This window comes from Streptomyces sp. NPDC087215 (assembly GCF_044744885.1).
Taxonomy (GTDB): Bacteria; Actinomycetota; Actinomycetes; order Streptomycetales; family Streptomycetaceae; genus Streptomyces.
Genome location: NZ_JBIUZD010000001.1, coordinates 636,731 through 662,159 on the forward strand (window position 1 = coordinate 636,731; position 25,429 = coordinate 662,159).

25 protein-coding genes and 1 riboswitch are annotated in these 25,429 nt (G+C 72.3%); of the genes, 4 read left to right on the top strand and 21 right to left on the bottom strand.

Annotated elements, in window-relative coordinates; genetic code table 11:
• The first annotated feature begins 22 nt into the window (after positions 1 to 22).
• Genes ACIO92_RS02655 through ACIO92_RS02665 form a run of 3 tightly spaced genes read left to right on the top strand, consistent with a single transcriptional unit; the run spans position 23 to position 3,057 of the window.
• A complete protein-coding gene (locus ACIO92_RS02655; RefSeq protein WP_366442942.1) occupies positions 23 to 844 on the top strand; it encodes an STM4013/SEN3800 family hydrolase in 822 nt (273 codons plus the stop codon).
• Complete coding sequence (locus ACIO92_RS02660) at positions 841 to 2,187, top strand: STM4012 family radical SAM protein (protein ID WP_366442917.1); 1,347 nt, start codon at positions 841 to 843, stop codon at positions 2,185 to 2,187. The genes ACIO92_RS02655 and ACIO92_RS02660 overlap by 4 nt, the downstream gene beginning before the upstream one ends.
• 9 nt (positions 2,188 to 2,196) lie before the next feature.
• Positions 2,197 to 3,057: an STM4011 family radical SAM protein gene (locus ACIO92_RS02665; RefSeq protein ID WP_402281133.1), complete on the top strand. Its 861-nt coding sequence runs from the start codon at positions 2,197 to 2,199 to the stop codon at positions 3,055 to 3,057.
• On the opposite strand, the gene ACIO92_RS02670 is transcribed toward ACIO92_RS02665, so the two are convergent.
• Both ACIO92_RS02670 and ACIO92_RS02675 read right to left on the bottom strand, forming a co-directional pair.
• Complete coding sequence (locus ACIO92_RS02670) at positions 3,044 to 3,838, bottom strand: SGNH/GDSL hydrolase family protein (protein ID WP_366442915.1); 795 nt, start codon at positions 3,836 to 3,838, stop codon at positions 3,044 to 3,046. The two genes, ACIO92_RS02665 and ACIO92_RS02670, sit on opposite strands and share 14 nt — an antisense overlap.
• 153 nt (positions 3,839 to 3,991) lie before the next feature.
• On the bottom strand, positions 3,992 to 4,969 hold the full coding sequence (locus ACIO92_RS02675; RefSeq protein ID WP_402281131.1) for a peptidoglycan DD-metalloendopeptidase family protein: 978 nt from the start codon (positions 4,967 to 4,969) through the stop codon (positions 3,992 to 3,994).
• Positions 4,970 to 4,973: 4 nt separating this feature from the next.
• Positions 4,974 to 5,129, bottom strand: a riboswitch (cyclic di-AMP (ydaO/yuaA leader).
• A gap of 394 nt (positions 5,130 to 5,523) precedes the next feature.
• Between ACIO92_RS02675 and ACIO92_RS02680 the strand changes: the two genes are divergently transcribed.
• Entirely contained in the window at positions 5,524 to 6,345 is an 822-nt protein-coding gene (locus ACIO92_RS02680; RefSeq protein ID WP_402281129.1) for a tyrosine-protein phosphatase, read from the top strand.
• 114 nt (positions 6,346 to 6,459) lie between these two features.
• On the opposite strand, the gene ACIO92_RS02685 is transcribed toward ACIO92_RS02680, so the two are convergent.
• From ACIO92_RS02685 to ACIO92_RS02775, 19 genes are all read right to left on the bottom strand, one after another.
• Positions 6,460 to 6,615, bottom strand: coding sequence for a DUF6126 family protein (locus tag ACIO92_RS02685; protein WP_366442912.1), 156 nt, complete (start codon positions 6,613 to 6,615; stop codon positions 6,460 to 6,462).
• Between the two features lie 32 nt (positions 6,616 to 6,647).
• Positions 6,648 to 7,277: an XRE family transcriptional regulator gene (locus ACIO92_RS02690; RefSeq protein WP_366442911.1), complete on the bottom strand. Its 630-nt coding sequence runs from the start codon at positions 7,275 to 7,277 to the stop codon at positions 6,648 to 6,650.
• Between the two features lie 124 nt (positions 7,278 to 7,401).
• On the bottom strand, positions 7,402 to 8,787 hold the full coding sequence (locus ACIO92_RS02695; RefSeq protein ID WP_366442910.1) for an aspartate aminotransferase family protein: 1,386 nt from the start codon (positions 8,785 to 8,787) through the stop codon (positions 7,402 to 7,404).
• Positions 8,788 to 8,794: 7 nt separating this feature from the next.
• Positions 8,795 to 9,817 (bottom strand): adenosyl-hopene transferase HpnH, encoded by a 1,023-nt coding sequence (gene hpnH, locus ACIO92_RS02700; protein ID WP_366442909.1) that lies wholly within the window; start codon positions 9,815 to 9,817, stop codon positions 8,795 to 8,797.
• 7 nt (positions 9,818 to 9,824) lie between these two features.
• On the bottom strand, positions 9,825 to 10,496 hold the full coding sequence (locus tag ACIO92_RS02705) for a 1-hydroxy-2-methyl-2-butenyl 4-diphosphate reductase (protein WP_402281126.1): 672 nt from the start codon (positions 10,494 to 10,496) through the stop codon (positions 9,825 to 9,827).
• The gene (gene shc, locus ACIO92_RS02710; RefSeq protein WP_366442907.1) at positions 10,496 to 12,523 is read right to left on the bottom strand and encodes a squalene--hopene cyclase; all 2,028 of its coding nucleotides are present in this window, start codon (positions 12,521 to 12,523) and stop codon (positions 10,496 to 10,498) included. The genes ACIO92_RS02705 and shc overlap by 1 nt, the downstream gene beginning before the upstream one ends.
• Positions 12,524 to 12,632: 109 nt before the next feature.
• Positions 12,633 to 13,733, bottom strand: a complete 1,101-nt coding sequence (locus tag ACIO92_RS02715) for a polyprenyl synthetase family protein (RefSeq protein ID WP_366442906.1) — start codon at positions 13,731 to 13,733, stop codon at positions 12,633 to 12,635.
• Complete coding sequence (gene hpnE, locus ACIO92_RS02720; protein WP_401242409.1) at positions 13,730 to 15,130, bottom strand: hydroxysqualene dehydroxylase HpnE; 1,401 nt, start codon at positions 15,128 to 15,130, stop codon at positions 13,730 to 13,732. Before hpnE ends, ACIO92_RS02715 begins: the two co-directional genes overlap by 4 nt.
• Complete coding sequence (locus ACIO92_RS02725; RefSeq protein ID WP_366442904.1) at positions 15,127 to 15,258, bottom strand: hypothetical protein; 132 nt, start codon at positions 15,256 to 15,258, stop codon at positions 15,127 to 15,129. The genes hpnE and ACIO92_RS02725 overlap by 4 nt, the downstream gene beginning before the upstream one ends.
• Positions 15,258 to 16,208, bottom strand: coding sequence for a presqualene diphosphate synthase HpnD (gene hpnD, locus ACIO92_RS02730; RefSeq protein ID WP_366442903.1), 951 nt, complete (start codon positions 16,206 to 16,208; stop codon positions 15,258 to 15,260). The genes ACIO92_RS02725 and hpnD overlap by 1 nt, the downstream gene beginning before the upstream one ends.
• The gene (gene hpnC, locus ACIO92_RS02735; RefSeq protein WP_402281122.1) at positions 16,205 to 17,116 is read right to left on the bottom strand and encodes a squalene synthase HpnC; all 912 of its coding nucleotides are present in this window, start codon (positions 17,114 to 17,116) and stop codon (positions 16,205 to 16,207) included. The genes hpnD and hpnC overlap by 4 nt, the downstream gene beginning before the upstream one ends.
• A gap of 313 nt (positions 17,117 to 17,429) precedes the next feature.
• Positions 17,430 to 18,098: a TetR/AcrR family transcriptional regulator gene (locus tag ACIO92_RS02740; protein ID WP_366442901.1), complete on the bottom strand. Its 669-nt coding sequence runs from the start codon at positions 18,096 to 18,098 to the stop codon at positions 17,430 to 17,432.
• A 112-nt stretch (positions 18,099 to 18,210) separates the two neighbouring features.
• Positions 18,211 to 18,996: an ABC transporter ATP-binding protein gene (locus ACIO92_RS02745; protein WP_366442900.1), complete on the bottom strand. Its 786-nt coding sequence runs from the start codon at positions 18,994 to 18,996 to the stop codon at positions 18,211 to 18,213.
• Positions 18,989 to 19,918 carry an ABC transporter permease gene (locus ACIO92_RS02750; protein WP_366442899.1) on the bottom strand — a complete coding sequence of 310 codons (930 nt, stop codon included), beginning with the start codon at positions 19,916 to 19,918 and terminating at the stop codon, positions 18,989 to 18,991. Before ACIO92_RS02750 ends, ACIO92_RS02745 begins: the two co-directional genes overlap by 8 nt.
• Before the next feature lie 49 nt (positions 19,919 to 19,967).
• Entirely contained in the window at positions 19,968 to 20,852 is an 885-nt protein-coding gene (locus ACIO92_RS02755) for a glycosyltransferase (RefSeq protein ID WP_366442898.1), read from the bottom strand.
• Between the two features lie 8 nt (positions 20,853 to 20,860).
• On the bottom strand, positions 20,861 to 21,640 hold the full coding sequence (locus ACIO92_RS02760; protein ID WP_401242417.1) for a CDP-alcohol phosphatidyltransferase family protein: 780 nt from the start codon (positions 21,638 to 21,640) through the stop codon (positions 20,861 to 20,863).
• Complete coding sequence (locus tag ACIO92_RS02765) at positions 21,618 to 22,679, bottom strand: iron-containing alcohol dehydrogenase family protein (RefSeq protein ID WP_366442896.1); 1,062 nt, start codon at positions 22,677 to 22,679, stop codon at positions 21,618 to 21,620. The genes ACIO92_RS02760 and ACIO92_RS02765 overlap by 23 nt, the downstream gene beginning before the upstream one ends.
• Complete coding sequence (locus tag ACIO92_RS02770; RefSeq protein WP_366442895.1) at positions 22,667 to 23,404, bottom strand: phosphocholine cytidylyltransferase family protein; 738 nt, start codon at positions 23,402 to 23,404, stop codon at positions 22,667 to 22,669. The genes ACIO92_RS02765 and ACIO92_RS02770 overlap by 13 nt, the downstream gene beginning before the upstream one ends.
• Entirely contained in the window at positions 23,401 to 25,191 is a 1,791-nt protein-coding gene (locus ACIO92_RS02775) for a DUF5941 domain-containing protein (protein ID WP_401242485.1), read from the bottom strand. Before ACIO92_RS02775 ends, ACIO92_RS02770 begins: the two co-directional genes overlap by 4 nt.
• Positions 25,192 to 25,429: the final 238 nt, after the last annotated feature.

Below are 25,429 nucleotides of genomic sequence, written 5' to 3' on the forward strand. Positions count from 1 at the left end.
GGCCGACATGCCCCGGCCCGACATGAACGTGATCGTCGGAAGCCACGACCTGCTCCTGGTCACCCTCGACACGCTCCGGTACGACGTGGCGGCGGAGCTGGCCGCCGAGGGCCGCATCCCGCACCTGGCCCGGCATCTGCCGGGCGGGGTCTGGGAGCGGCGGCACGCACCGGGCAGCTTCACGTACGCCTCCCACCAGGCGATCTTCGCGGGGTTCCTGCCGACGCCGACCGGTCAGGGGCCGCATCCGCGCCTGTTCGCGGCGCGTTTCGCGGGCAGCGAGTCGACCGCCGACGGCACCTGGGTCCATGACACACCGGACTTCGTCTCGGGCCTCGCGGACGCGGGCTACCGGACGGTGTGCGTCGGCGGGGTCGGCTTCTTCAACAAGCGGCCGCCGCTCGGGAGCGTGCTGCCGGACCTGTTCCAGGAGAGCCACTGGGAGCCGTCGTTCGGCGTGGCCTCCCCGACGTCCTTCGAGTCGCAGGTGGTGCGCGCCGAGGAGGTCGTCGCCGCCCTGCCGCCCGAGCGGAAGCTCTTCCTCTTCGTCAACGTGTCGGCGCTGCACCAGCCCAACTGGTTCCACCTGCCGGGCGCGACCCGCGAGACCGGCGACTCCCGGGCCACCCACGCGGCGGCACTGGAGTACGTCGACCGGCACATCGGGCGGCTGTTCGACGCGATGAGCAGCCGCCGCCCGTGCTTCGCGGTCGTCTGCTCCGACCACGGCACGGCGTACGGGGAGGACGGGTACACCGGCCACCGCCTCGGCCACGAGGTGGTCTGGACCGTCCCGTACGCGCAGTTCGCGCTGGCGGGCCCCGGACGGGAGGCCACGGTATGACGGACGACGCCCTCCGCCCGTACCGCGCCTACGTGTACGCGTACCCGCACAAGACCGCGTACCGTCCGCTCCCCGATCCGACGCCCCCGCTCGCCGCGCTCTGGGCGGACGAACCGAAGGACGCGCTCTCCCTCTACGCGCACATACCGTTCTGCGAGGTCCGCTGCGGGTTCTGCAACCTCTTCACCCGTATCGGCGCCCCGGACGAGCTGACCACCCGCTACCTCGACGCGCTCGACCGCCAGGCCACGGCGGTGCGCGAGGCCCTCGGGGACGGATCCCCGGTGCGGTTCGCCACGGCCGCCTTCGGCGGCGGCACGCCGACCTTCCTCACCGCCGCCGAGCTGGAGCGGCTCTGCGACGTGGCGGAGAAGCGCATGGGGGCCGATCTGCGGGCGATACCCCTGTCCGTGGAGACCTCGCCCTCGACGGCGACCGCCGACCGGCTCGCGGTCCTCGCCGAGCGGGGCGCGACCCGGCTCAGCATCGGAGTGCAGAGCTTCGTGGAGGCCGAGGCGCGGGCGGCGGTCCGGCCGCAGCGCCGCGCCGACGTGGAGGCGGCGCTCGGCCGCATCCGGGACACCGGTGTGCCGGTGCTGAACATCGACCTGATCTACGGGATCGACGGGCAGACGGAGCGGAGCTGGCGCGCCTCGCTGGACGCGGCCCTCGCCTGGGAGCCGGAGGAGCTGTACCTGTATCCCCTGTACGTCCGTCCGCTGACCGGGCTCGGCCGGCTCTCGGCGGCCGAGCGCGGGGCCGCCGACCTGGAGTGGGACGCGCACCGGCTGCGCCTGTACCGGTACGGCCGCGACCACCTCCTGGCACGGGGGTACGCGCAGGTGTCGATGCGGATGTTCCGGCGGGCGGACTCGGCGCCGTCGGGCCCCGACGACCACGCCTGCCAGACCGACGGGATGATCGGTCTGGGCTGCGGGGCCAGGTCGTACACCTCGGAGCTCCACTACTCCTTCGACTACGCGGTGGACATGCGGGAGATCCGCTCGATCATCGACGTCTACACGGGGACGGCGGACTTCTCGCGCGCGGAGGTCGGCAGACGGGTGGACGCCGGGGAGGCCCGTCGCCGTCATCTGCTGCAGTCGCTGCTCCAGGCCGCGGGGATGCCGGTGACGGGGTACGAGGAGCGGTTCGGTTCCTCGCCGTTCGCGGACTTCCCCGGGGAGCTGGCCCGGTTCGAGGCGCTGGGCTGGCTGGACGCGGGGGCGCCCGAGGGGCTGCTGCGGCTGTCGCCGGAGGGGCTGGCGCACTCCGACGGACTCGGCCCGGAGCTGTTCTCCCCCGCCGTGCGGGCGGCGATGGCCGCGTACGAGCCGAAGTAGGAGGATTCCGTGGACCTGACCCTGCTCTACCGGGGGCCGCTCGCCTCCTGCGACTTCGACTGTCCGTACTGCCCCTTCGCCAAGCGCCGGGACAGCCGGGAGCTGCTGCGCGCGGACCGGGCGGCGCTCGACCGGTTCACCGGGTGGGCGGCCGACCGGGCCGAGGACCGGCTGCGCGTGCTGTTCACCCCGTGGGGCGAGGGCCTGGTCCGGTCCTGGTACCGGCGGGCGCTGGTCGATCTGTCCCGGCTCGCGCACATCGAGCGGGTGGCGATCCAGACCAATCTGAGCTGCCGGACCGACTGGTTGGCCGAGGCGGACCGGGAGAGCGTGGCGCTGTGGTGCACGTACCACCCGGGGCAGACCCCGTACGAGCGGTTCCTCGGCAAGTGCGGGGAGCTGGTGGACCTCGGGGTCAGGTTCAGCGTCGGGGTGGTCGGGCTGCCCGAGCACCTGGAGCACGCGCGGCGGCTGCGGGAGGCGCTGCCGCCGCACGTGTACCTGTGGGTGAACGCGGCCGAGGGGCACGCGTACACCGACGCGGAGGCCGCGCGGTGGACGGAGCTCGACCCCCTCTTCCCGTACAGCAGGCATCCTCACCGGTCGGCAGGACTGCCCTGCCGCACCGGGGAGTCGGTGATCTCGGTGGACGGCGAGGGCACGGTCCGGCGCTGTCACTTCGTCCGCGCCGAGCTGGGGAACCTGTACGACGGTTCGTACCGTGCGGCCCTGCGGCCCCGCGCCTGCCCCCTCGCCGTCTGCGACTGCCACATCGGCTACGTCCATCTGGAGACGCTGCCGCTGTACGACGTGTTCGCCGGTGGGGTCCTGGAGCGCGTCCCCGCCTCGGTGCCGCTCAGAGGGGCATGAGGTCCGGACGCTTGGCCTCGACGTGGTCGCCGGAGCTCTCGCCGCGCAGCCTGCGCCCGATCCACGGTACGAGGTACTCCCTCGCCCAGTGGATGTCGTCGCGCCGCACTTCGAGCGTGCCGCGCGGCGGGACCGGCGGCCAGGACTGGTCCGGGTCGGCGGGCACCGGAAGACCGAGGACCTGGGCGGCGCGCAGCGCGACCCGGGTGTGGCCCTCGGCCGAGAGGTGCAACCGGTCGTCGTCCCAGGCGCGCCGGTCCTGCACGGACCGCAGCGACCACAGGTCGAGGACCGGGCAGTCGTAGCGGTCGGCGATGGACCGGACATGGGCGGTGTACGTGGCGATCTTGCCGCGCAGGTGCTTGAGCACGGGGACGTCACGGGTGTCGAAGCCGGTGGTCACCATGACGGTGCCGACGGCGGAGGTCAGGTCGGCGACGGCGCGCTCGAAGCGCTCGGCGACGTCGTCGGGGTCCGTGCCGGGGCGGATGATGTCGTTGCCACCGGCGCAGAAGGTCACCAGGTCGGGGGCGAGTTCCCTCGCCCGGGGAACCTGTTCCGCCACGATCTGGTCGAGGAGGCGCCCGCGTACGGCCAGGTTGGCGTAGCGGAAGGCCTCGTGCTCCGGCAGCTGGTCGGCGAGCAGTACCGCGAAGCGGTCCGCCCAGCCGAGGTACGTCCCGTCGGGTCCGGGGTCTCCGACGCCCTCGGTGAAGCTGTCACCGATCGCCGCGTACGACCCGAATGCGTTCTTGTCTGTTGATCTCGAATCGTCTGCCACGGGTGGACATCCTTCCCTTTCGGATGTGACCTACGCGACCGTAAGGAGGGGTTGACGCCGGGTGACATATGACACCGATAAAGAAATTGCCAAGCCGGAATACGCCGGAGGCCCGGCACGCACGGGTGCCGGGCCTTCGGTGGGGCGGGTGCGTCAGACGGAGACGCCGTGCTGGCGGAGGTAGGCCAGCGGATCGACGTCGGAGCCGTAGCCCGGCGAGGTCCGGATCTCGAAGTGGAGGTGGGGTCCGGTGGAATTGCCGGTGGAGCCGGAGAGGCCGATCTGCTGTCCGCCGGAGACCGCCTGGCCCGCCGAGACGGCGAGCGAGGAGAGGTGGGCGTACTGCGAGTAGTTGCCGTCGGCGTGCTGGATGACGACCTCGTTGCCGTAGGAGCCGCTCCAGCCCGCCGAGACGACCGTGCCCGCGCCGACGGCGCGGACGGTGGTGCCGGAGGAGGCGATGAAGTCGACACCGGTGTGGTAACCGGAGGACCACATGGAGCCGGAGGCGCGGTACGGGGTGGAGAAGCCGCCGCTGACGGGCTTGACCCAGCCGGAGGAGGAGGCCGAGGAGCCGGAGGACTGCGTCGTGGACGAGCCGGAGTCCGGGGTGGTGGCCTGGGCGGCCGGGCGCTCGGAGCTCCGGGTGGTGTGCGTGGAGTCGCCGGAGTCCTGGGCGGCGGGGGCCTTGCGCTCGGTCTTCGGGGCGGCCGTGGCGGGGCTCTTCGGGGCGGCGGCGGGAGCGGTGCTCCTGGCGCCGAGGGTGAGCTTCATGCCGGGCAGGATGAACGAGGGGTTCTCGCCGACGACCTGGCGGTTGTCCGCGTAGAGCCGCTGCCAGCCACCGGTGAGGTGGTGCTCGGCGGCGATCTTCGAGAGGTGGTCGCCAGGGACGACGGCGTACGTCCTCGGCGCGGCCGGGGCCGCGACCGGCGCCGCGGCGGGCGCCTTGGCCTGGGCGGCGACGGTGACGGTCCGCGCGGGGGCGGCCGGGGCCGTCTGCTCGGCGGCGTGGGCACCGGTGGCGCCGAGGAGCGGGAGGGCGACGACGGCGCCTCCCGTACCGGCGGCGGCGATGCCCCGGGTGAGGGAGTTGTTCCTGGGACGGCGGTGCTTACCCTTCGCGGGCATGGCGAATTCCTCTCCGGCGCCTGCGAGGTGAGCTGTCGGGTTCGGACGGGAGATGTCCGGCCGCGCTCTCGCGCGACTTCACCCCGAGCCGTCCTGCGTCGCGGGACCGGCGTACTTCCTGGGTCCCCCGCTCCTGCCACGCATGGGATGAGTGGAATTCCGGACGGTGGCAGGATTCGGCGGTCCGACCGGATTGACGGTGACGCTAGACGAGCGTTTCGGCGCGAACAAGCCGATGCTTTATCAGTTCGGCGTCCGCTCGCTCCCGGGCCCGGAATTCCGGTCACCCTGCGTGGATGACACTTCTTCGACTCCCTTTTTCCGTAAGGCGATTGCGTCGCGGCCCCGGGCACGATCCGTCACTTCTATGACGCTGCTCACGCTCCGATTCCCATCTCATCTGCAATCAGGGCGTGTTATCCGGAAGGTGTGAATACGGACAGATCGCCCATTCCTAGCCAGGGGGGTGCGCCCCGTTCGTCCTGCCTGGATGATTGGCTCTTGGAATCGGCCCCGTGCCGTACCCCCGAACGCCGAATTCTCCAGGAGCATCCGTGACGCAGCAGCTGCCGCAGGTCCCGCCCGCCGAAGCGAACGAGCCCGAGCTGGCCGAGGTCCGCAACTTCCGGGACGTGGGCGGCCTGCCGACGACGGACGGGCGCGCGGTGCGCCCCGGCCGTCTGTTCCGCAGCGGCCACCTCGCCCACGCGACCGAGGAGGACGCCGCCTTCCTCGCCTCGCTGGACCTGCACACCGTCTTCGACTTCCGCAACCAGGCCGACGTGCGCATCGAGGGGGCGGACGTCGAGCTTCCGGGCGTGCGCAACGTGAACATACCCCTGAACGACCCGGCCGAGGGCAAGGAGTTCTGGCGGCTGGTGCGGGACGGGGACATAGCCCAGCTGCGGGAGATCCTCGGTGGGGACAAGGCCGCCGACCGGATGGCCGATTCCTATCGGAAGATGGTGGTCGAGCGCACCGCCGACCACAGCCGCATCCTGCACGCGCTCGCGGAGAACAGCGTCCCCGCCCTGATGCACTGCGCGGCGGGCAAGGACCGCGCCGGGCTCTCGATCGCGATCACCCTGCTCGCCCTCGGGGTCGAGCGCTCGGCGATCGAGGCCGACTACGTGAAGTCGAACGACCCGCACCGCCGCTACAAGGTGAGCCGCAGCTCCACCGCGTCCGACGCCATGTCGCCCGAGGTGATGGAGCTGCTGAGCCCGCTGTTCGACGCGCGGGTGGAGTATCTGCGGGGCGCCTTCGAGACGATCGAGGAGACCTGGGGCTCGGTGGACACCTACCTCGCCGAGGGCCTCAAGCTGACCCCGGAGACCCTCGGGCGGCTGCGGGAGCGTCTGCTCACCGAGGTCTGAGCCGGACCGTCCGGGCCGCGCCGATCTCTGCGGAGCGCGGCCCCGGCGAACCCGTACGGGGTCCGGTCTCACCGCCCGCCCGCGCGTCGGGCCCACCGCCCCTCGCCGTCCGCGCTACTGGTTCTGCCCGCCCAGCATGAAGAGCAGATACAGGAAGCCGGCGAAGAGGTGGCCCGCCACCAGGTACGCGAAGAGGCGGAGCACCAGGCCCTTGGGGAACTTGCCCTCACCGCGCTCCTCGCCGGTGACCGGTGCGTGCTTCTCGGACATGTCGAACCTTTCGGAGGAAGGGTCAGGCGGGGTCAGCGACGGTGCGGAGTTCCGTCGCCGAGGCACAGCTCGGCGACGGGGCTCTGCATCAGGGTGTGGACGAAGAGCAGCTCGGCCCCGCTGGAGGTCGCGGCGCCGATGCGGTGCGGGGTGAGCGAGTCGAAGTGCGCGCTGTCCCCGGGATCGAGGACGTGGACGGCTTCGCCGAGCGCGAGCCGCACCCGGCCCTCCAGGACGTGGATCCACTCCTCACCGGGGTGGACCCGCACGATGTCCGCCCGGGTGGCGTACGGCACGTGGACCCGCAGGCACTGGAGGGCGCGCCCGGCGCTGCCCGCCTGCCGGTAGATCCAGCCGTCCGCCTCGACGGGCTCGGAACGTCCGGCGCGGACCACGGGGTCCCGTTCGGGGGGTGTCTCCCCCAGCAGCTCGGAGACCGTCGTACCGTAGATGCGGGAGAGGGCGAGGAGCATGGGCAGCGAGGGCTGCCGGTTGCCCGTCTCCAGCCGCGAGAGATGGGCGGGCGAGAGACCGGCGCGCTGGGCGGCGGTCTCCAGGGTCAGTCCCCGGCGTCGGCGCAGGCCCCGCAGCTGCGGGGCGACGTCCGGCAGGACGTCGGGAACGGCGGGGGCCGGGGTGCTGTCCCCGGGGACGTGGTCCATGTGTCCATTCCGCCAGGATCGTGCCTCTGAGGCAAGTTTCTTGCCTCAGAGGCAAAAGTCCGGAGCGGTACGAGCCCGGCGCGGAGCGGTACGGCCCCGGTGCCGGGCTGGCGGACTCGGCAGGTCAGCGCTGGGCGACCGCCTGCTTGACCAGTGTCCTCCCGAAGTCCCACATCAGCCCGCCGCCGCCGTGGGCGTCGTCCATGACCGCCGTGAAGGCGGTGACGAACCGGTCCACGTCCGCCTCGTCGATGACCAGCGGCGGAATCAGTTTGATCACCTCCAGACGGTCCCCGGAGACCTGGGTGAGGATGTGGTGGCGCTGGAGCAGCGGGACGACGACCATCTGGGCGAAGAGACCCTTGCGGGCCGCCTGGAGCATCGTCCAGCGCCCGCGCAGCCCCAGTGAGGACGGACGGCCGAACTCGATCCCGATCATCAGACCGCGCCCGCGGATCTCGTGCAGCAGCTCGTACCGGGGCACCAGCTCCTTGAGCCGTCCGGAGAGCAGGTCGCCGATCCGGCGCGCGTGGGCGACCGTGCCCTCGTTCTCCATGACCGAGAGGACGGCGAGCCCGGCGGTCATGGCCTGCGCGTTCGAACCGAAGCTCGCCGAGTGGACCAGGACCCGGTCCATCGACGAGTAGACCTTCTTGAAGATCCAGTCCTTGCCGAGGGTGGCGCCGACCGGCACATAGCCGCCGGAGAGCGCCTTGGCGACACAGACCAGGTCCGGCTCGACGCCCTCCTCGTGCTGATAGGCGTAGAAGTCGCCGGTCCGGCCGAGACCGGTCTGCACCTCGTCGGCGACGAGCAGGGCCCCGTGCCGGTGCAGCAGCTCCTGGGCCGCCCGCAGGAAGCCGGGCGGGGACTCCTGGACGCCCTTGCCCTGGACGGGCTCGACGACGAAGGCGGCCACGTCGCCCTCGCGCAGCTCCCGCTCCAGCGCGTCGAGGTCGCCCAGCTCGATCGCGGTGTCGGGCAGCAGCGGGGCGAAGCCGTCCCGGAAGCCCCTCTCTCCGTTGACGGAGAGGGAGCCGACGGTGAGCCCGTGGAAGGCGTGGGAGCAGTGCAGGACCCTGGGACGCCCGGTGGCGTACCGGGCGAACTTGAGGGCGGTCTCGACCGCCTCGGTGCCGCTGTTGCCGAAGAAGACCCGGTCGAGATGGGGGCTGTGCGCCAGCAGGCGCTCGGCGAGCAGCCCCGGCAGCGGCTGGCAGTCGAACCGGGTGAGGTCGGCGAGCTGGGCGTCGAGGACGTCGTGGAGGGCCTTGCGGACGACCGGGTGGTGCCGTCCGAGACCCATCACGCCGAAGCCCGCGAGCATGTCGAGGTGGTCGACGCCGTCGGCGTCCCAGAAGTGGGCGCCCTCGGCCCTCTCGTAGACCTTGTCGAAGCCGATGGTGCGGAGCATTCTCGGCAGCTGGTGGTTGAGGTGGCGGGCGTGCAGTTCGTAGCCCTCGCCGCCGCGCTCGGCGAGCAGCGCCCGCAGGTCGAACTCACCCTTCACGCGTCGCTCACCTGTTGTTTCCCGAGACGGTCTCCCGGACCGCGCGCAGGGACTCCTTGAGGGAGCCCATGGTGGCGAGGACGGCGGTGGGCTCGTACCCGCAGTGGGCCATGCAGTTGGCGCAGCGCGGGTCCTTGCCTCGGCCGTACTTGTCCCAGTCGGTGTCCTCGACGAGTTCGCGGTACGTGGGGACGTAGCCGTCGCTCATCAGATAGCAGGGGCGCTGCCAGCCGAAGAGCGAATAGTTGGGAATGGCCCAGGCGGTGCACGGGAAGTCCGCCTTTCCTTCCAGGAAGTCCAGGAAGAGCGGCGAGTGGTTGAGCCGCCAGCGGCGCCTGTTCCCTCCGGCGAAGGCCTTCCTGAAGAGTTCCCGGGTCTGCTCGACGCCGAGGAAGTGTTCCTGGTCGGGCGCCTTCTCGTAGGCGTAGGCGGGCGAGATCATCATTTCGTCGACCTGGAGGTCGTCGTTGAGGAAATTGAGCACCTCGATGATCGTCTGCGGGGTGTCGGTGTTGAAGAAGGTGGAATTGGTGGTGACCCGGAAGCCGCGCCGCTTGGCCTCCTTGATGGCCGCCACCGCCTCGTCGAACACGCCCTCCTTGGCGACGGACTCGTCGTGCCGCTCGCGCAGCCCGTCGATGTGCACGGCGAAGGCGAAGTACGGCGACGGTGTGAAGTCCTCCAGCTTCTTGCGCATCAGCATCGCGTTGGTGCAGAGGAACACGTACTTCTTCTTGGCCACCAACTGGCGCACGATCTCGTGGATCTGAGGATGCATCAGGGGTTCGCCGCCCGCGATGGAGACCATCGGGGCGCCGGACTCCAGGACCGCGCCGACCGCCTGGGCGACCGGCATCCGCTGCTTGAGGATGCCCGCCGGATGCTGGATCTTTCCGCAGCCCTCGCACTTGAGGTTGCAGGCGAACAACGGCTCGAGCTCGACGATGAGGGGGAACTTGTCCCGCTTGCGGAGCTTCTGTTCGAAGAGGTAGGTCCCGACCCGGACGGACTGACGGAGCGGCATGGCCATAACTCGTTCACCTCCTGGGGAGCAGCAAAGAACGGTGCCATTCGAGAAACGCGGGAAGGACTGCGCGAAGGACACGGAAGGCCGATATTCCCCCGCGTACCGTGCCGATCCGGACCAGCTCATGCTCAGGAGCGTCCACGACCACCCGGACGGCCGCAACCGGACGCACGCCCGGACCGCCCCAGGGGCCCTCGGCGGCGCGGGCGGCTCCCAGGGTCGCGGCGGACTCCATGTCGACGGCGACGGCCCCGGTGGCCCTCAGCGCGGCCCGCTCGGGCCCGCGCACGACATGGTCGGAGCCGGTCAGCGGCCCGGTGTGGACGGCCCGCCCCGGCACCGCCCTGACCAGGGCCTTCACCAGGAGGTCCACTCCGGTGCAGAGCGTCGTGCCGTCCGCTCCCCGGGTCTCCCCGGCGACGACCAGGTCCCCGGGGTGCATTCCGGGGGCGAGGCCCGCGCAGAAGCCGGAGGCGATGACGGCGGCCTCCCGGGCCCCCTCCGCCGTGAGGGCCCGGGACACGGCCGTACGGGCCCGGTCGGGGCCCATCCCGGTGCGGAGCACGGTGACCGGCCCGGGGGCGCCGCCCCGGTCGCCGCTGCGCAGGGCGAGCTTCTCGATGCCGAGCGCGCAGGCGATCAGCAGCGGCGGCGGGGCGGCGGGGCCCGGCTCGCGCCCCATCAGCGGTCCCTGCCGAGCGAGGCGCCGACCGGGGCACCCGGCGCGCCCGAGGGCGCGCCGCCGGGCGTGGGCTCCCCGTGGACGTACCGGCCGAGCGCGGTGACCGGGAAGACCTGCCGGTAGAGGTGGTAGTTGATGGAGAAGTCCCAGGGGAACCCGGTGCCGGTGAAGTGGGGCTCGTCCCAGGAGCCGTCCTCCCGCTGGGTGGCGGCGAGCCAGCCGACGCCCCGCCGGACCGCCTCGGACTCCCGTTCCCCGGCGGCGAGGAGCGCGATGAGCGCCCAGGCGGTCTGGGAGGCGGTGGAGGCGCCCCGGCCGATCCACTCCTCCTCCCGGTACGAGCGGAGGTCCTCGCCCCAGCCGCCGTCCTCGTTCTGTACGGTCCCGAGCCAGTCGACGGCCCGGCGCACCGCCGGGTGGGCGACGGGCAGTCCGGCGGCGGTGAGCGCGGGCAGCACCGAGCCGGTCCCGTAGACGTAGTTGACGCCCCAGCGGCCGAACCAGGCGCCGTTCGGCTCCTGTTCGGCGAGCAGCCAGGCGATGCCCCGGCGGGTGCGGGGGTCCTTGGCCAGGCCCTCGTGGGCGAGCATCTCCACGACGTGGGCGGTGACGTCGGCGGAGGGCGGGTCGATCACCTCGCCGAAGTCGCAGAACGGCAGCTTGTTGGGGAACGCGCTGGTGTTGTCGGCGTCGAAGGCCCCCCAGGCGCCGTTCCGCGACTGCATCCCGAGGGTCCAGCGGATGCCCCGGTCGGCGGCGGCCCGCACCCGGGCGGGGTCGGGGTGGTCCACCCGGCGCAGGGCCAGCAGCACTTCGGCGGTGTCGTCGATGTCGGGGTAGGTGTCGTTGTGGAACTCGAACGCCCAGCCGCCCGGGGGCAGTCCGGGCCGCTGCACCGCCCAGTCCCCGGTCCGGGTGATCTCCTCGTCGAGCATCCAGTCCACGGCCTTCACCAGGGCCGGGTGGTCGGGGCTGAGCCCCGCGTCGGCGAGGGCGATGGTGGCGAGACAGGTGTCCCAGACCGGTGACTGACAGGCCTCGATCATCCGTGAACCGTCCTCGCCCCGCACCGCGAACCGGTCGAGGGATTCGAGACCGGCCCGCACGACGGGGTGCCCCAGGTCGTAGCCGAGGAGGTGCAGGGCGATGATCGAGTAGACGGCGGGGGGCTGGATGCCGCCCCAGCAGCCGTCGTTCTCCTGGCGCTCCACGATCCAGCGGGCGGCGAGGTTCATGGCCGTGCGGCGGACGGCGCGGGGCGCCACCCGGTGGTAGAGGCGCAGCGCCTTGTCGAGGCGCTGGAAGAGGCCGTCCCAGCCGGTCGCGGGGGCCAGCGGCCGGGGCGGGTTCGGCCGGGCGGGGTCGGTGTGGAGCTCGTCGAGCGGGAAGGGCGCGGGGCGGACCGGGCGCGTCGCGGAGACGACGGTGAGCGGCACGATCGTCTGCCGGGCCCAGCAGCCGAAGTCGTAGATGTTGAGCGGGAACCACTTCGGCAGGAAGAGCAGTTCCGGCGGCAGCTCGGGCAGGTCGTCCCAGCGCCACCAGCCGAAGAGGGCGAGCCAGATGCGGGTGAAGACCCGGGCGGAGGCGATGCCGCCGCGTGCCCTGACCCAGGCGGAGGCGCGGGCCATGTGCGGGGCTTCGGGCGGGTCCCCGGCGAGCCGCAGCGCCACATAGGCCTCGACGGTGGCGGAGAGTTCGCCGGGCCCGTCGTGGAAGGTGGGCCAGGAACCGTCCTCGTACTGGAGGCGGCGGACGTGGAGGGCGGTGGCCCGGGTGGTGTCGGCGTCGAGGATGCCGAGGAACTGGCGGAGGAGGAGGTCCTCGGCGTCCATGGTGACGTTGGTCTCCAGGTCGCCCTTCCACCAGCCCGCCGGGTCCTGGTGGGCGAGCAGGTGCCCGACGCCCCTCTCCAGGGCCCGTGCGGCGGGGCCGTCGGGGCCGGAGGCGCCGGTGTCGTGCGTGGTGCTGGCCGCGGCCGCCCGGGGGCCCACGGCCCCTGCGCTTCCGTCGGTCGTCGCTGTCATGGCTTCCCCTTTGCGGCAGTCGGATCGCTTCTGCTTCCACGGGTCTGCCGTCGGCCGGCGCCAGAAGGCACCGGCCGGCGACCGCGAACTCATATCAGGGTGATGGTGATCATCTCTTCCGTACGACGACGAAGTCGGCGAGTGCGACGAACTGGGCCCGCACGGTGGCGGGCATGTCCACCTCGTTCAGGGCCTCGATCGCGACGGCATGCTGACGGCGGGCCTCCTGGGAGGTCCACTCGCGTCCTCCGGCCTCCTCGATGAGGGCGGCGCGGGCGGCGAACTCCTCCTCGGAGAAGCTGTCGAAGTCGGTGGACTTGGCGTCCGCGGCGAGGAGTTCACCGAGCTGCTCGGACGCGGGACCGCCCGCCGCGAGGGCGGCGACGACCGGCAGGGACTTCTTGCGCTGGCGCAGGTCGCTCCAGGTCTGCTTGCCGGTGGCCTCCGGGTCGCCCCAGATGCCGAGGAGGTCGTCCACCGCCTGGAAGGCGAGGCCGAGGTGGTAGCCGTACTCCTCCAGCTTGTCGGCGGTGCGGTCGTCGGCGCCGCCCAGGACGGCGCCGATGGAGACGGCGCAGGCGAGCAGGGCGCCCGTCTTGTTGCCCTCCATCTCCAGGCACTCCTCGACGGTGACCCGCTCGCGGTGCTCGTACGAGATGTCCTGGGCCTGCCCGTCGATGAGCTTGCGGGTGGCGGTGGTGAGGCGGCGGGTGGCCCGGCCCGCCTCGACGGTGCCGAGTTCGAGGAGCAGTTCGTTGGCGAGCGCGAACAGCGCGTCGCCGACGAGGATGGCCTGCGCGGGTCCGTGCACCTTCCACACGGTGTCTCGGTGGCGCCGCTGCTCGTCGCCGTCCATCAGGTCGTCGTGCAGCAGCGAGAAGTTGTGGACGAGTTCCACGGCGACGGCGCCGGGGATCCCGACCTCGGGCGCGGCGCCCGCGACCTCGGCCGACAGCAGGGCGAGCGCGGGGCGGACGGCCTTGCCGCCGTCGCCGTCGGCCGGGTTGCCCTGCGCGTCGATCCAGCCGAAGTGGTAGGCGGCCACGGTGTCCATGGGCGGCGCGAGGCGGTCGACGGCCGCCCGCAGTACGGGGGTGGACAGGGTCCGTCCCCGCTCCAGCAGTGCGGACACGTCCGCGGTGTCGACGGCCGGATTACCCGGCGGCACAGTCGGCACGGTCTCTCCTCTTGTTCCGGTACTCACACTCATGCCGCCTCCTGCAGCGGATGGTCATGGCGGCGGCCGAGGGTGGAGAGCGCGGCGCCCGCGGCGCTCAGACCGCTGCGCACCGCACCCTCCATGGTCGCGGGCCAGCCGGTGGCGGTCCAGGCCCCGGCCAGGTACAGCCCCGGGGCCCGGGTGCGGGCACCGGGGCGGAGCCGGCCGACGCCCGGTGCCGGGGCGAACGTCGCCGTCCGCTCCCTGGTGACGAAGAAGTCGCGGACGTCGGCGCCCCGGGCGGCGGGCAGCAGCCGCTCCAGCTCGGGGAGGTACTTGGCGCGCAGGGCGGCGACGGGCTCGTCGATCTCGTCCCGGGCGGCCGACTGGGAGATCGCGAGGTACTGGCCGCCGCCGGTCAGTCCGGAGGACCCCGTGCGGTCGAAGACCCACTGCACCGGGGAGCCGAGGGCGGTGAAGAAGGGCCGCTTCAGCACCTTGCGGCCGTACACCACGTGCAGGTTGAGGATCGGTGCCGTACCGATGTCGAGGAGCCGGTCGGGGTCGTCGAGGGCTCCCTCGGGCAGCAGACCGTGGGTCTCCTGCTGCGGCACGGCCAGCACGACGACGTCTGCCTCCAGGGTCTCGCCGGGCACCTCGACGGTCCAGCGTCCGCCGTCGGTGCGGGAGATCCGCTCGGCCTTGGCGCGGAGCACGGTACGGACCCCGAGGGCGTCCAGTTCCTTCGCGGCCCGGGTGTCGTGGAGTTCGCCGAGCGGGACGTGGGCCCAGCCGATGTCGGCGGCACCGGGCTCGGAGAGCAGTCCGGTCTTGAAGACCATCGCGGCCAGCCCCATGGAGGACTCCGCGGCGGGGGCGTTGAGGGTGGGGACGCCGATGAGGTCCCACAGCGCCTCGACGGTCCGCGGGGACTGCCCGTACCGGCCGAGCCAGGTGGCGAAGTCGATGCCGTCGAGGGCCGGGTCGGCGGGGTCGAGCTTCCTCAGGGCGAGCGCGGCGCGGCCCACGGAGGCGCGCTCGGCGAGGGAGAGGTGCGGGTAGCCGGCGAGGCCGCGCGCGAGGTGCAGCGGGACCGGCAGGGCGTCGCGGCGGATCCGGCCGAGGCGGGGGCCCTCGGGCCCGCCGACGTCGAGCACGGGCACGTCGAGGCGGTCCTGGAGCGGGGCGAGCCGGGCGCCGTCGATCCGGTCGAGGAACCAGCGGTAGGCGGTGCAGCAGCGCAGATAGACGTGCTGGCCGTTGTCGACGGACAGGTCGCCGCGCCGGAACGAGAAGACGAGGCCGCCGAGCCGGGGGCGGCCTTCGAGGAGGGTGACGCCGAGTCCGGCCTCGGCGAGCCGGAGCGCGGCGGTGACGCCCGCGAGTCCTCCACCGACGACGACGGCGCGGGGCTGCCGGTCGGTCCGCTCGGTCGCGTCGTGGGTCACGCGGTCTCCGTTCGGGTCGTCTCGGGCGGGCGGGGCGCGGTCGCCGCCGGGGCGGCCGGGGCCGCCGCGAGCAGGGACGCCGGGGCGGCGCCCGCGGTTGCGCGGCGGCCGGGGCGGGACGGGGGCATCAGACGCGCCTCCTGACGGTGCGGCGGGCGATGTGCCGGGTGTCGAGGCCGGAGAGGCCGCGCACCGCGACGTACGCCTTCTCGCGGCCGGGCAGCGAGACGCGGCCGCGCAGCACGGCCTCGGGGTCGCGCTCGATCCGGTCGAGGAGGCGCCGGTAGATCCCGGCCATGGCGGCGACACAGGCGCCGCTGCGCCGGTCGAGCATCGGCAGGAGCCGGTAGCCCTCGGCGAACAGGGCGCGGGCGCGCCGCACTTCGAAGTGGACGAGGCCCGCGAAGTCGGAGCCGGGCGGCGGGGTGCCGCCGCCGAAGCCGTCGCCGCAGCCGAACTTGGCGAGGTCGTCGGCGGGCAGGTAGACGCGTCCGTTGCCCGCGTCCTCGCGTACGTCCCTGAGGATGTTGGTGAGTTGGAGCGCGAGGCCCAGGGTGTCGGCGTACTCGGGGGCGCGGTCGGCGCCCTGGGCGCCGGGCGCGGTGCCGAAGACGCCGAGGGAGAGCCTGCCGATGGCCCCGGCGACGCAGCGGCAGTAGACCTTGAGGTCGTCCCAGGTCTCGTAGGTCGCGCCGCGCACGTCCATGAGGACGCCGTCGATGAGTTCGTCGAGGCCGTCGAGCGGGATCGGGAAGCGGCGGGCGGAGTCCGCGAGGGCGACGGCGACGGGGTCGGTGTCGTCCTCGTCGACCTTGTCGGCGCGGACGCGGTCCAGGAGGGCGCGGGTGGCCTCCAGGCGGTCGCGCTTGACCTCGGGCGGGAGCGGGCCGTCGCCGATGTCGTCGACGCGCCGGGAGAAGGCGTACAGCGCGGACATCGCCTGTCGCTTCTCGGTCGGCAGCAGCCGGATCCCGTAGGCGAAGTTCCGCGCCTGCTGTCCGGTGACCGCCTCGCAGTAGCTGTAGGCGGCCAGTACCGGTGCGGACGGCTGGGGCTGTGCCTCCACGGTCGCGCTCACCCCTCTTTCCGCGCCCGGAGCAGGACCGCTCCAGCCTGGCGCATCAGGCTCGGCTTGGTGGACTTCGGTGGGCCGGCCAGCACGTCGTAACCGGCGTCGGTGATCGCGTCGAGCGCCGCGTGGCCGCCCGCCGTGAATCCGGCGAGGAGCAGGCGGAGCCGTCCGCGGACGCTGCCGACGAGCGGGCCGCCCGCGTGGAGCAGGTCGCGGGCACGCTGGGCCTCGAAGGCGATCAGGGCGCGCACGGACGCTCCGGCGGTGGGCCGGGCGAGGTCGTCCTCGGTGACGCGGAAGCGCCTGAGGTCCTCGGCGGGGAGGTAGACGCGGCCGTCGCCGAGGTCCTCGGCGACGTCCTGGAGGTGCTCGACGATCTGGAGGGCGGTGCAGATCTCGTCGGAGCGGCGGATCCGCTCGGGGGTGTCCGTGCCGGTGATCGCGAGGACGAGCCTGCCGACGGGGTTGGCGGACAGCTCGCAGTACGCGAGGAGGTCGTCGTAGGTCTCGTAGCGGCTGACCAGCTGGTCCTGGCGGTTGGCGGCGACGAGGCCGAGGAAGGGCCCGGGGGTGAGGCCGCGGCGCCGTACGGTCGGCTGGAGGGCGCGCAGCAGGGGGTGACGGGGGACGCCGTCGAAGACCCGGTGCAGGTCCTCCTCGAAGGCGTCGAGGAGGGCGAGCCGGTCGCGGGCCGCCCCGGGGTCGAGTCCGAGGTGGCGGGCGTCGGCGCCGCCCGGGGCGAGGTCGCCGTCGCCGATGTCGTCGACGAGGCGGGCGAAGCCGTAGACGGCCATGAGGTCGTCGCGCCAGGCCCGGGGCAGGAAGAAGGGGGCCACGGGGAAGTTCTCGTCCGCCGCCTTGTCGAGCGTGGTGCGCGCGGAGGCGTCGGGGCGCCCCTGCCGGGTGTCCGTCACAGGGCACTGCCCGACGGAGGGACGGCGACACCCTCGTGGAGCTGGAGATTCTGCGTCATGGCCGTCACGTCTCCCGTTCTACACTGCCGATCCAATCCATCCTATTTCGGACACGCCGCCGACCCCCGCGCGGAGCGCCGCCGTCACGGCGCCCGATGACTGTGGAGTATCGCCCTACTTGCCGCGAAACAGACCGGTCCAGCTTACGTTGTACGACGTCCGTCGGCGTTCCGGGGTGCCGACCGCCCCGCCGTCCTCCCGAACGGCTCGTCAACCGGCTCTGGAACAAAGGGAGTTCGAGCAGGAGTGGAGGTCAGGGGGTGCGGGTCCCGGAGACGACCATGGCGAGCGTGGTCTCGACGACGGCGTTCCTGCGCTGGACCGGGAGGCGGCGCAGGGGGCCGTCGAGCAGGAGGAGCGACAGTCCGTGCACGGCCGACCACGCGGCGGCTCCCCCGGCGGCGCGGGCGCCCGGCCTGGGGTTGCCCGCGAGGGCTTCGAGGGCGTCGCGGAGCAGGGTGAAGGCGCGGATCTCGGGCTCGGCGGGCTGGCGGTCCTGCGCGGAGCCCGGCGCCCGGAACTCCCCGGCCGTCAGGTCCGTGCCGGTCGGCCGGGGAGCGCAGAACGCGGCCCGGTAGAGCCCGGGGTGCTCCACGGCGAAGCCGACGTACGCCCGGCACAGCGCCCCGAGTCTGCGCTCGGCGGCGAGGGCGGGGTCGTCGGCACCGGGCTCGCGGGCGGCGGCGTGCTCCATGGCCTCGGCGAGGACCCGCTGGGCGTGGGTCCTGACGGTGTGCAGGAGCTCGCCCCGGCCGTCGAAGTGCCGGTAGGCGGCGGTGGGCGAGACGCCGACCCGGCGGGCCGCCTCCCGCAGCACGACCCGTTCGGGGCCGCCTTCGGTGGCGAGGTCCACGGCGGCACAGATCAGCGCGTTGCGCAGATCGCCGTGGTGATAGGTCTTGCCTCCCGAGTTCGCTGCCATGGGCTCATCCTGCCCGATGTTGACCGCATGAACATTCCAGGCGACCGTGCGAGGGGCAAAAAACGGAACCGCCCCCACCGGAGCGGTGGGGGCGGTACGGGACCGGGCGGGCTCAGCGGGCGGTCTCCCGCTCGTAGGCCTTCAGGACCTCGTCCGTGGGGCCGTCCATCAGGAGCTGGCCCTTCTCCAGCCAGAGCACCCGGTCGCAGGTGTCCCGGATGGACTTGTTGCTGTGGCTCACCAGGAAGACCGTGCCGGCCTCCTTGCGCAGCTCGCGGATGCGTTCCTCGGAGCGGATCTGGAACTTGCGGTCGCCGGTCGCCAGCGCCTCGTCGATGAGGAGGACGTCGTGGTTCTTGGCGGCGGCGATGGCGAAGCGGAGCCGGGCGCCCATGCCGGAGGAGTACGTGCGCATGGGCAGGCTGATGAAGTCGCCCTTCTCGTTGATGCCGGAGAAGTCGACGATCCCCTCGTAGCGCGAGCGCACCTCCTCGCGGCTCATGCCCATGGCGAGACCGCCCAGGATCACGTTGCGCTCACCGGTGAGGTCGTTCATCAGCGCCGCGTTGACGCCGAGGAGCGAGGGCTGGCCGTCGGTGTAGACCTTGCCGCTCTCGGTCGGCAGCAGTCCGGCGATGGCACGCAGCAGCGTGGACTTGCCCGAGCCGTTGCTGCCGATGAGGCCGATGGCCTCGCCCCGGTAGGCGGTGAAGGTGACCCCGCGCACCGCGTGCACCTTGCGGACGCCCCGGCTGACCTCGGCCTTGCCCCGGCCGACGATACGGCTCATGGCGGCCGTGGCGCTGCCCTTGCCGCCGCCACCGGCGTTGACGCGGTAGACGATGTGGACGTCGTCGCAGATGACGGTGGGGATGCTGGACCGGTTCGTGTCAGCCACGGCCGTACCTCTCCTCGGCCTTCCAGAAGTAGACGAAGCCGCCGATGCCGAAGACGAGCGCCCAGCCGAGGGCGGTCATCCAGACGTGCGCGGGCAGGTTCTCGGCGCCGTACCCCTCGATGAGCGCGAAGCGGATGAGGTCCATGTAGACCGCCGCCGGGTTGTACATGAGGACGTCGGCGATCCACGCGGGCTTGTCGGCGAGCATCGCGGGGATCGAGAACATGACGCCGGACGCGTACATCCAGGTGCGCATCACGAACGGCATGAGCTGGGCGAGGTCGGGCGTCTTGGAGCCCATCCTGGCCATGATCATGGCCAGGCCGATGTTGAACACGAACTGGAGCACCAGTGCCGGAACCAGCAGCAGCCAGCGGGCCGAGGGGTAGCTGCCGAAGGCGATGGCGATCGCGACGAGCACGATCATCGAGTACAGCAGCTGCTGGAGCTGCTGGAGGGAGAACGAGATCGGCAGGGTCGCCCGGGGGAAGTGCAGGGCCCGCACCAGGCCCAGGTTCCCGGAGATGGCCCGCACTCCGGCCATGACCGAGCTCTGGGTGAAGGTGAACACGAAGATGCCGGTGACCAGGAACGGAATGTAGACGTCCTTGCTCATCCCCCGGCCCGCGCCCAGGATGAGCCCGAAGATCAGGTAGTAGACCAGGGCGTTGAGCAGCGGAGTCGCCACCTGCCACACCTGGCCCAGCTTCGCCTGGCTGTACTGGGCGGTCAGCTTCGCCGAGGAGAAGGCCAGGATGAAGTGGCGGCGGCTCCACAGCTCACGGACGTACTCGAGCAGTCCGGGCCGGGCACCGCTGACCGCCAGACCGTACTTCTCGGCGAGCGCGGCGGGCGTCAGACCCGCGTCGACGGACGGGGGCGCGCTCGTCGCGACCGCCCCGCCCTGCTGTGTGTCACTCACAAGTCGAAACTTTCGTGTTCAAGATGCGCGGCACGTCGGTACCACGATGTCAGACGACCGGGGGGCGACCCAGCCGGGTCAGCCGCCACACCGTACGCCACCTCATGGGACGGCGCGGTCCGCAGGGAGTGCTCCAGCCGGCGCGGAATCCGCCGAACCACGCCTTGAGGGCGGGGACCGAGGGCCGACGGGCCAGGGTGAGCAGGAGCCAGACGCCGAGATACACCGGCACCAGGGGCGCGGGCAGATTGCGACGTGCCAGCCAGACTCGGTTGCGGGCCACGTTGAAGTGGTACGAGGCGTGCCGGGAAGGTGCTGTGGTGGGGTGCAACAGCACCATGTCGGAACGGTAGTCGATCATCCAGTCGGCGTCGAGCGCGCGCCAGGCGAGGTCGGTCTCCTCGTGCGCGTAGAAGAACTCGTCCGGCAGACCTCCGACTTCGGCGAAGACCTTCGTGCGGACCGCGTTGGCGCCGCCGAGGAAGGTGGTCACCCGCGAGGAGCGCATCGGGTCGGAGGCGCGCAGCCTCGGCACGTGCCGCCGCTGGGTCTCGCCGGTCACCGGGTCGGCGATCCGGAAGGTGATGATGCCCAGGCGCGGGTCGGCGGTGAACGCCTGCCGGACCAGCTCGGCGGTGTCGGAGTGCGCGAGCAGCCCGTCGTCGTCGAGGAAGAGCAGGACGTCGACGTCGGTGCCGCCGGGACCGAAGGCCTCGATGCCGACGTTCCGGCCGGCGGGGATGCCGACGTTCTCGGGCAGGTCGACGGTGCGGACCCCGTCGGGCACCCCGGTGACCGGGGTGCCCTGGCCGACGACGACGATCTCGACGGGGTCGCCCTCCTGCTTGGCGACCGAGTCGATCAGCGCGCGCAGGTCGTCGGGACGGTTGCCCATCGTGATGACGACGGCGCCGACCTTCAGCGGATTGCTCACGGCGGGCCTCACTTCAGCCTGCTGGAGACCATGATGGACACCAGGTGCAGCACGGTCTGCAGGAGTGCGATCCCGGCGAGCACGGCCACGCCGAGCCGGGTGAAGAACAGATCGCCGCGGATCTGGTCCGCGACCGCCAGGGCCACGACGAGCAGCGACGCCTCGATGCCGAGGACCAGCCGGTGGAACTTCAGCGCACCGGCGGCCCGGCGGGCCAGTGCCATGCCGGAGGAGCGCGGCTCGGAGGCCGACTCCTTGACCGGCGGCAGACCGCCCTGGTGCCGGGCCACGCCGACGAGGTCGGTCTCGGCCTTGATCAGGATGGCGCCGAGCGCGGCGAGCGTGCCCAGGAAGGCCCACAGCCAGTCGATCCGGCCCGAGCCCCACAGGTCGGCGGCGCGCAGGCCGAAGCCGACGAGCACGGCCGCGTCGCACAGATAGGCGCCGACCCGGTCCAGGTACACGCCGCTGAGCGAGAACTGCTTCTTCCAGCGGGCCACCTCGCCGTCGACGCAGTCGAGCAGCAGGTAGAGCTGGACCATGAGCGCGCCGAGCAGCGCCCCGGGGATGCCCGGCACCAGCAGCGCGGGGGCCGCGAGGACGCCCGCGAGGGTCATCACGTACGTCAGCTGGTTCGGCGTGATCTTGGTGCCGACGAGCCGTCGGGTGATCCGGATCGAGATCTCCCGCATGTACAGACGGCCGCCCCAGTGCTCTCCGCTGCGGCGGTCCTTCACACCCGGCGGGTGGACGACCGGGCGGAGCTCAGCTACGGATGGCTTTGGCATAGTCGGCGTACGCGTCCCTGATCTGGTCGTCGGAGAGGTCGAGGTGTTCGAGGATGGTGAAGCGGCCCGGCCTGGTCTGCGGGGCGAAGGACACCGCCTGGACGAACTCGTCCACGGTGAAGCCCATCTCCTGCGGCACGACGGGCAGTCCGTGCCTGCGCAGGGTCTCCACGATCTGGGCGGTGCCCTCATGGGCGCCGCGCAGGTGCATGGCGAAGGCCGCGCCGAGTCCGCACTGCTCGCCGTGGCTGGCGGCGCGGGTCGGGAAGAGCAGGTCGAAGGCGTGGCTGATCTCGTGGCAGGCGCCCGAGGAGGGGCGGCTGTCCCCGCTGATCGACATGGCGATGCCGGACATCACCAGGCCCTCGGAGAGGGTGACGAGGAAGTCGTCGTCGCCGACGCCGCCGGGGTGGCGGAGCACCGCCTCGCCCGCGCTGCGGGCCATGGCCGCCGCGAGGCCGTCGACGTGCTCCCCGTTCACCCGGTGGGACAGCTCCCAGTCGGCGAGGGCGGAGATGTTGGAGATCGCGTCGCCGATGCCGGAGCGCACGTAGCGCACCGGGGCTTCCCTGATCACGTCCAGGTCGATGACGAGGGCGATCGGGGTGGGTACGCCGTAGGAACCCCGGCCGTTGTCGTTGTCCAGGGTGGAGATCGGGGAGCAGATCCCGTCGTGCGACAGGTTGGTGGCGATGGCCACCAGCGGCAGCCCGACCCGGGCCGCCGCGTACTTGGTCACGTCGATGATCTTGCCGCCGCCGAGGGCGACCACGGCGTCGTACCGCTTGCCGCGCATGGCGTCGGCGAGCTTGACGGCCTCGTCGATGGTGCCGCCGGAGACCGGGTACCAGTCGGCGCCGGGCAGCTCGGGGGCGAAGTGGTCGCGGAGCTTGAGGCCCGAGCCGCCGCTGATGGCGACGGCGATCTTGCCGTTGCTGGAGATCCGCTGGTCCGCGAGGAGCGCGGACAGGTCGTCCAGCGCTCCCCTGCGGATGTCGACGACGACCGGTGAGGGGATCAGCCGGGTCAGTACTGGCACGCGATCCCCCGGCCCTTCGTGAGGTCGTCGTGGTTGTCGATCTCGACCCACTTGACGTCGCCGATGGGCTCGACGTCCACGGTGAAGCCCCGGTTGACGAGCTCCTGGTAGCCGTCCTCGTAGTACAGGTCGGGGTCGCGCTCGAAGGTGGCCTTGAGGGCGTCGGCCAGTTCCTCGGCGGCCTCGGCCTCGATCAGGGTGACACCGATGTACTCGCCGGTGGCGGTGGCCGGGTCCATCAGCTTGGTGATGCGCTGGACGCCCTTGCCCTCGGCGGTGATGACCTTCATCTCCTCGTCGGCGAGGTGCTTCACCGTGTCGAGGGCGAGGATGATCTTCTTGCCGTCGCCGCGGGCGGCGAGCAGGGTCTTCTCGACGGAGACCGGGTGGACGGTGTCGCCGTTGGCGAGGATCACACCGCGCTTGAGGACCTCACGGGCGCACCACAGGGAGTAGGCGTTGTTCCACTCCTCGGCCTTGTCGTTGTCGACCAGGGTGATGCTGAGGCCGTACTCCGCCTCCAGGGCCTCCTTGCGGGCGTAGACGGCTTCCTTGCGGTAGCCGACGACGATCGCGACCTCGGTGAGGCCGATCTCGGCGAAGTTCTTCAGGGTGAGGTCGAGGATCGTGGTGTCGCCGTCGACAGGCACGAGGGCCTTCGGGAGCGTGTCGGTGTAGGGACGCAGTCGCCGTCCGGCACCGGCTGCGAGTACGAGGCCGATCATGCTGTTTCTCCTTCGTCGTGAACGGCGGGTGCTCCGGAGGAGACCCAGAAACGGATGGACTCCACGAGCACCACGAGCGCGACGGCCACCGCCAGGGCGGTCAGGGCCAGGGTGAAGTCGTCACCGCGATCCGCCAGCAGGGCGGCGAGGACGGTCACCAGGAGCGTGCGCCCCTCGTGTCCGCCGGTGACGCGCACCAGCCAGGCGGGCGGCGCGCCGGTGCCGCCGCGGATGCGGTACACCGTGTCGTAGTGATGGTAGGCGACCGCCGCGACCAGCCCGAACGCCGCCGGGAGGGCGCCCGGGGAGTCGGAGCGGGCCGCGAGCACGAGGACGGTGGTGTACTCGGCGGCGCGGAAGAGCGGCGGGAGGAGCCAGTCGAGGGCGCCCTTGAGGGGGCGGGCGACGGCCGCACCGGCGAACACCACGTAGAAGACCGCGGCGACGACCGTCTGCGTGGCGCCGAACGGGCGGGCGAGGACCGCGGCGAGCAGCGCGCCCGTGGCGATCAGCGCGAGGACCAGCGGCGGGAGCACCAGGATGCCGGTACGGCGCAGGGCGCGGCCCGCGATCCCGGCGAGGGGGCCGGAGTCGGCGAGGTCGGCCAGTGCCTGGGCGGCGCGGTCGGTGCGCTTCGCCTTGCGGGTCAGGGAGCGCAGGACGCGGCCCGCCGTGGTGTAGCAGGCGCCGAAGGCGCAGCCGACGATCAGCGCCCAGAAGACGATCCGGGGGCTGGTGACGGCGGTGAGGACGGCGATCATCGCCCAGCGTTCGCCGATCGGCAGGATGATCATGCGGCGCGCCCAGACGGTCCAGCCGAGGCCGTCGAGCCGGTCGGAGAGGGCGGCGGTGGGGCTGGTGTTGGCGGTGGCGTCGTGGTTGGCCTCGTTGAACGAGAAGTCCACGACGTGCCGACAGGTCATGAGGACCATCGCGCCGAGCGCCAGCGCCCAGACGTCGTCGCCGTTCCGGGCGGCGCCGAGGGCGAGGCCCGCGTAGAAGGCGTACTCCTTGGCGCGGTCGAAGGTGGCGTCGAGCCAGGCGCCCATCGTCGAGTACTTGAGCGCGTAGCGGGCGAGCTGCCCGTCGGCGCAGTCGAGGACGAAGGAGACGAGGAGGAGGACGCCCGCCGCGACGTATCCGGCGCGGTCGCCGGTCGCGGCGCAACCCGCCGCGACCAGGGCGGTGAGCAGCGAGGCGGTGGTGACCTGGTTGGGGGTCAGTCCGCGGCGCGCGCACCAGCGGGCGATGTGGCGGGAGTACGGGCTGATGAAGAAGGTGGTGAAGAAGCCGTCGTGGGCCTTGACGGCGGAGCGGAGGCGGACGGCCTCGTCGTCGACGGCGTCCACGGCGGTACGGGCCCGGTGGCGGGCCTCGGCGTCGGTCGGGACGGCGGCGACCAGGCTGCCGAGCTGGGGCCGGTGCACGGCGACGCCGTCGGCGTCGAGGGCGTCGGCGAGGGTGCCGGTGAGGTCGTCGGAGCCGTGGACGGTCGCGGTGCTCAGGGCGCGGGTGAGCGCGGGGCGGGCCCCGGGCTGCGCGGTGAGCGCGCCGGGTGCGGCGGCGGCGGGGAACCGGGGGTCGGTGAGGGCGAGGCGCAGCGCGTGGCGGTGGCCGACGAACCGGGCGTCGACGAGGGCGACCCGTTCACCCGCGGGGACGGTGGCCAGCAGTGCGGCGGCCTCGTCGGCGCCGGAGGCGGCCCTGACGTCGAAGCCGAGCGACCGCAGGTCTCCGTCGAGCGAGGAGCCGGGTGCCGGGGGGCCGGTGAGGATGGCGGTCGACAGACGAACTCACTCCTTGGAGCTGACGGAGGGGCCGGCGGAACCCATGGCGGCCCCGGACACGGCGGTGCGGCCCGGCACCGGGCGGCGACACGTCGGCTGAGGCTATCGGATGAACAGAAGCGTGAGTTCACCGAGGCTTCGCGGGCAGGACGCCCCCGGGCCCACCTGTGTGCGTACGGGTGCGCCGCGTCCTGCGTAGATCATCATCGGTGATCGGCGGCCCGGCCCACAAACCCCG

What these genes read in the sequence shown, in the direction of transcription:
- ACIO92_RS02655 (WP_366442942.1), top strand. Translation starts at nt 23, where the DNA reads ATGAACGTGATCGTCGGAAGCCACGACCTGCTCCTGGTCACCCTCGAC.
- ACIO92_RS02660 (WP_366442917.1), top strand. Translation starts at nt 841, where the DNA reads ATGACGGACGACGCCCTCCGCCCGTACCGCGCCTACGTGTACGCGTAC.
- ACIO92_RS02675 (WP_402281131.1), bottom strand. Translation starts at nt 4,969, where the DNA reads ATGCCCGCGAAGGGTAAGCACCGCCGTCCCAGGAACAACTCCCTCACC.
- ACIO92_RS02685 (WP_366442912.1), bottom strand. Translation starts at nt 6,615, where the DNA reads ATGTCCGAGAAGCACGCACCGGTCACCGGCGAGGAGCGCGGTGAGGGC.
- ACIO92_RS02690 (WP_366442911.1), bottom strand. Translation starts at nt 7,277, where the DNA reads ATGGACCACGTCCCCGGGGACAGCACCCCGGCCCCCGCCGTTCCCGAC.
- hpnH (WP_366442909.1), bottom strand. Translation starts at nt 9,817, where the DNA reads ATGGCCATGCCGCTCCGTCAGTCCGTCCGGGTCGGGACCTACCTCTTC.
- ACIO92_RS02705 (WP_402281126.1), bottom strand. Translation starts at nt 10,496, where the DNA reads ATGGGGCGCGAGCCGGGCCCCGCCGCCCCGCCGCCGCTGCTGATCGCC.
- shc (WP_366442907.1), bottom strand. Translation starts at nt 12,523, where the DNA reads ATGACAGCGACGACCGACGGAAGCGCAGGGGCCGTGGGCCCCCGGGCG.
- ACIO92_RS02715 (WP_366442906.1), bottom strand. Translation starts at nt 13,733, where the DNA reads ATGAGTGTGAGTACCGGAACAAGAGGAGAGACCGTGCCGACTGTGCCG.
- ACIO92_RS02725 (WP_366442904.1), bottom strand. Translation starts at nt 15,258, where the DNA reads ATGCCCCCGTCCCGCCCCGGCCGCCGCGCAACCGCGGGCGCCGCCCCG.
- ACIO92_RS02740 (WP_366442901.1), bottom strand. Translation starts at nt 18,098, where the DNA reads ATGGCAGCGAACTCGGGAGGCAAGACCTATCACCACGGCGATCTGCGC.
- ACIO92_RS02760 (WP_401242417.1), bottom strand. Translation starts at nt 21,640, where the DNA reads ATGCCAAAGCCATCCGTAGCTGAGCTCCGCCCGGTCGTCCACCCGCCG.
- ACIO92_RS02770 (WP_366442895.1), bottom strand. Translation starts at nt 23,404, where the DNA reads ATGATCGGCCTCGTACTCGCAGCCGGTGCCGGACGGCGACTGCGTCCC.